We start from the raw sequence: 4,540 nt of genomic DNA, 5'->3' as shown, positions 1-4,540 counted from the left end.
CCGGTGACGGTGAACAGTTGCCCGTTGATGACCCGGCCCAGGTACTTGCGGTCTTCGGTGTAGAGCTTGGCGTTCTTGCGGGCGATGACGGTGTCCCCGACGCCGATGGTGTCGCCTCTAGCGACTCGGGTTTCGCAGGATGCGTCGACGATCCCGGCGGTGATGCGGCCTGAGCGGATGATCTCGTTGAGGGTGTCGACGTCGGTGTTCCTCGAGGCGATGATCAACGAGTTTCGGCCGGCACCTGTGTCGGTGAGGTAGGCCTCCACTGCCTCGGTGAGCATCTGCTCGCGGGTGCCGCCGGTGATCCATCCCCGCTGGGAGTACAGGGCCAGGGCGTCGGGGTTTCCCTCGCGTAGGGAGAGTGTGGCGGCGGCTTGTTCGGTGTCGCTGCCCATGCGCATGACCTCGCGCAGCTCGGGCGTTCCTGGGGTGCGCGCGACCTCTCCGAACAGTCCGCCGGTTTCGACGGCTGCGAGCTGCTTGGGGTCACCGATGAGCCGAACAACAGCTCCCGATTCAGTGGCGATCTCTGTCAGTGCGGCCAGGTTTTCGGTGCTCGACATTCCGGCCTCATCGACCAGGAGCATGTCGCCGGGGGCGATCTTGATCGGCAGTGCCGACAGGGTCTTCTCCGGTTGGTTGGGGTGTAGTCCGCGCCAGGTGAAGGTCACCGAATCGATGGTGTGGGAGGTCGCACCGATCTCATCGGAAAGGATGGATGCCGCCGCTGCCGAGGGCGCCAATCCGATGACACCTCGCCCGCTGTCCTGCCAGGTTTGGGCGAGGAGTTTCATGCTCGCGGTCTTGCCGGTACCGGCTGGGCCAACTCCGGCGGCAACGAGCGTGCCGGAGGTGAGAAGGTGACGCGCCATCGCGGCCTGCCCGGCGTTGAGCGCCCACCCGTGCTCGAGTTCGTGGCGGGCCAGGGCCTGCTCAATGTCGGCGCCTGAGGCGAACACCGCAACCGGTGTGGTGGCCGCCTCGAGGGTCAGTGTCTCGGCTTCAAGGACCGCGGCGGTGGTGTATTTGCGGGAGTTGGCGTGACGGTCCACCCCGGCCCCGGACTCACCCGTCAGTGCCTCCGGTAGGTCCAGCATTTCCGGCGGTGTCAGGGCCACGACGTGCGCTCCCATCGCCTCTTCCATGACCTGGCTGTGGGCTTGCTCCAGGTCGCCGGCGGAGGCAAACCGGTATCCCTTCAGGACGGTCGACACTGCCGTGTCCACGTGCGACTGGCGGAACTGCGCCCGCTGGGAGGTCACCGCGCGTACAGCTTTGGTTGCCACGTCGGTGGCGTGTTCGCTGCCTGAGTACAGGGGTCGGTCCTGCTCTGCGCCGGCACCTCGGACGCCGGAGAGCATGGCCGCAAGGGCGTCCTGGCCAATGCGCTCGGCGGCCACCTTGTGCCAGGTCTGCCGGTGCTCATCGAGGGACTGTGCGGGCTTCTTTGCATCGCGTGTGTCGAGGATGGCTTTCTGCCACAGGGCGTACGCGGCCCGCTGCGAGGGTTGGCGACCATTGGCCTGGACGTACTCGGTGACCAGTCGGTCGTAGACCGGACGGGCCAGGGTCCGGCGGGAGGAGAACGCGTCGATCAGGCGGCGGTCAATACCGGCGACTTCCCAGATGGGCGCCTTGTCTCGGTGCGGGTAGTGGGCCACAAATCGCGCGCCCATTCGGCGGGTGATGAGGTCGTGCAGGACGGCGTCGTAGCGGGCGGAGATCGCCTGGTGCATCTGGTGGATTGCGCGTGAGTCCAGGGTGCGCCACCGCCCGTCGGGGCCTTGCACTTTGTTGGCGATCAATACGTGCGAGTGCAGGTCCGGGTCCCCGCCGCGGGTGTCGAAATGGGTGAACTCACTGGCCACGATCCCGCCGGTGGAGACCTGCTCGATGCCGTTGGTTCCCACCCGCGTGTACACCGCATTGTTCTCGGCCCAGGTGAGTGCTTCGGCGACTGCTTCGTGGTGCAGCGCCGCGATGTGGGAGGCGGTGTGCTCGTCGGCCATTGCCCACCAGACGCTGACACTTTTGACCGGGGAGAAGGTGAAGTCGAACCCGGCCACGGCCTGGCGGACCTTGTCTCGTTCGCGGTTGACCCAGGCGATGACGTCGCGCCCGGAGGCGTGGTCGTAGCCGAACTGCTCGGTGTAGAAACCGCGTCCGACACTCTCGGCGATCTGGCCCTTCTCATCCGTGGTGGGGCGCCTGCCTTCGCCAGAGACGAACGCCTTCTCAGCGGCGTCGATCGCCGCCAGGACCGGCACGCCGGAGGCGTACAGGGAGTAGGAGCGGCCCAGTTTGCAGGCCGACAGTGGCGTCCCTGATTCCATGAGGTCGTCGGTGTCCGGGTGCAGGCCTTCGCCGTACAGTGCGGCCATCTGTGCTTCGGTGACGACCGATCCCGAGATGGCGTTCTCGGATGCCAGCCCGGTCAGTCCGGAGCCGATCCAGCGGCCCGGTGGGGTGCCCTTGGCGGCGTAGTAGTCCGACAGGCTTTGCCCTTGCGGGTCGGCGTCGTGGGTGGCCACGGAGCGCAGCAAGTACTGGTATCCAGTCCCGGCGTGCACCGCCCGCAGGCTCATCATGAACGCCAGTCTAGGCGGGGGCGTCTGGGCGCGTCTATCGGCGCGGCTGGCCGGGTCGGTGACCAGCGGTTTTCCAGGCGTCATTAGTAATGCCTACTGTGTAAGACTGTTCAGAGGAGCGAGAGCGAGTCGGGTTTTGTGGCGGACGCACGGAGGGCGACTGGCCGGGGCGGTGCGGAAGCTGCGGCGGGCAGCCGCAGCCAGAGCGTGGGCAGCCAGAGCGTGGGCGACTGCGGGGGAGAGCGGCGACCAATAGGGTCGAGCGTATGGGCCTCGCGAAGACAGACTCCCGTTCACAGACCGCACGGGCCCGCGCCCGCCAAGCAATGGCCGTCGAGTTGGAGCGAGCGCGCAAGCGCGAGTCCAAGCTTATTGCCGTGTTCTCCGCGATCGACGCCCGCGAGGAAGCAGAAGCCACCCTCGGCGGCGCGCTCATCGAGCTCCGGGGCCTCGGCGTCCCCCAGTCCGACCTAGCCGAGATGACCGGCCTGTCTGCCCGCGACGTCGGTGCAGCGATCCGCAGCGCAAAAAACTCCGAGGACGACAACGACGAAGCCAGCGGCGAGTCTGAGTCAGAGAGCACCGGGAGTGCGAGCGAAGACGCTGAGACGGGCACGGCTGTAGACAGTTCGGACAGCAACGGTGCCAGCAACCACTGATCCCCGCGGTGGGCCGTGGTGTGAGGACGTTCCCCTGCCGGGACTGGACCTGGAACCACGGTCCACCTCGTCTGGGCCGTCGGCTAACTCGCGCCCCTACAGCGCGACACTGCCCCCCACTCCGGAGGCAATCGCCGCGTTCTGGGCCAAGGTCGTACGAGCCCCCGGCGACGGACATTGGCTGTTCACGGGGGCCGTCTCCGGTGTTGATGGGTACGGACGCTTGAGCTGGCGCGAAGGCGGCGTGAGCCGCACCGAATCAGCGCACCGGTTCGCGCTTCTACTCGACGGCATCGACCTGGCCGGCGTCGTCGCCGAACACCGCTGCAACGAGCCACTATGCGTGCGCGTTGATCCCGATCACCTGATCCCGTCCACACAGGCGGCGAACCTGAACTACGCCGTCGCCTGCGGACGCACCGGAATTATCCGAACCTCCCTCAGACGGCAAGACCGCCACGCCCGCTCCCTGGCCGTCCGCAACGCAGTCTCTGGTGGCTGGGACCCCATCGCCTACAGCGCCGCATCCGGCAATACCGCACCCCTGGATACACCTTCGCTGTTCTGATCTGACGTACGCTTACCCACAACAAAGGCCCCGCCACACCGCGGGGCCTTTTCTCGTTCCGGTCGGAAGAGATGTGTCAGCGTTCAGTCACTCGCGCGTCTTGCGCTTTCGCAGTTCCCAGAACTGCGGCAGCGTCCACCGCGGGCGGCGTCTGGTCGATCACCACGCGCGCCAACCGTGACCGGTACCGCGCATCATTGCGGACCGCGAACGACCAGTGCCCGATAAACCAGGCCAGCGTCCCCAGCGCCGCGAGGAGTCGGCGCCCACGTTCGCCCCCTGCATCACCCCGAGCAAGCCGATGATCGCGCACATCCCGCCCACACCTCGCGCGGTCGGAGGAAGCACGAGGGCACCGCCCGCCACCACCGCGACCGCCAACGTCGCCGTGCCAAGATCCCACATTGCGTGCCACCTTCTCCCTCAGGCCGCGGGCGCCGTGGACGCCGCCTACCTACGACTCGAGTCGGTCCGCCGAGCTCGGCGTCCCCGAATGATCGTCGTGCCCTTGGGGTGTGGCTGCCACCTCTGACACTCAGTTCTCAGGGGCGCTCGTCGGGGCGTTCAGTTGCGGTCGACGGTGTGCCGGCCGGGCCGGCCTCGCGAGTGTTATCGCGTAGTGAGTCCAGCACTTCACGCAGAGTGTCCGAGGTCGCCTCGGCGCGGACCCGGGCCCGGTCGGCCTGCTCGGCCTCGGCGCGCGCGTCCTGCGCGTCCCGAAG

The 4,540-nt window shown here is 67.4% G+C and carries 3 protein-coding genes and 1 pseudogene; 2 read left to right on the top strand and 2 right to left on the bottom strand.

Annotation, left to right across the window (positions count from 1 at the left end):
* A partial coding sequence (gene mobF / locus G6027_RS08825) for a MobF family relaxase (protein ID WP_241726964.1) occupies positions 1-2,591 on the bottom strand: 2,591 nt, incomplete at its 3' end.
* Positions 2,592-2,857: 266 nt separating this feature from the next.
* Here mobF and G6027_RS08820 point away from each other — a divergent pair.
* Together G6027_RS08820 and G6027_RS18765 are read left to right on the top strand one after the other, a co-directional pair.
* Positions 2,858-3,250 carry a hypothetical protein gene (locus G6027_RS08820; RefSeq protein WP_181694353.1) on the top strand — a complete coding sequence of 131 codons (393 nt, stop codon included), beginning with the start codon at positions 2,858-2,860 and terminating at the stop codon, positions 3,248-3,250.
* A 244-nt stretch (positions 3,251-3,494) separates the two neighbouring features.
* Positions 3,495-3,818, top strand: a complete 324-nt coding sequence (locus G6027_RS18765; protein ID WP_228549012.1) for a hypothetical protein — start codon at positions 3,495-3,497, stop codon at positions 3,816-3,818.
* A gap of 542 nt (positions 3,819-4,360) precedes the next feature.
* On the opposite strand, the pseudogene G6027_RS18420 reads toward G6027_RS18765, so the two are convergent.
* A pseudogene (locus G6027_RS18420) lies at positions 4,361-4,540 on the bottom strand (hypothetical protein); the annotation flags it as partial.

It is taken from the genome of Dietzia sp. SLG310A2-38A2, from assembly GCF_014145095.1.
GTDB lineage: Bacteria > Actinomycetota > Actinomycetes > Mycobacteriales > Mycobacteriaceae > Dietzia.
Note: the sequence above shows the minus strand (reverse complement) of the source record. Positions and strands in the feature narration are given on the sequence as shown.

Excerpts from the sequence above, each read along its gene's own strand:
- G6027_RS08820 (WP_181694353.1), top strand. The coding sequence starts at position 2,858 with ATGGGCCTCGCGAAGACAGACTCCCGTTCACAGACCGCACGGGCCCGC.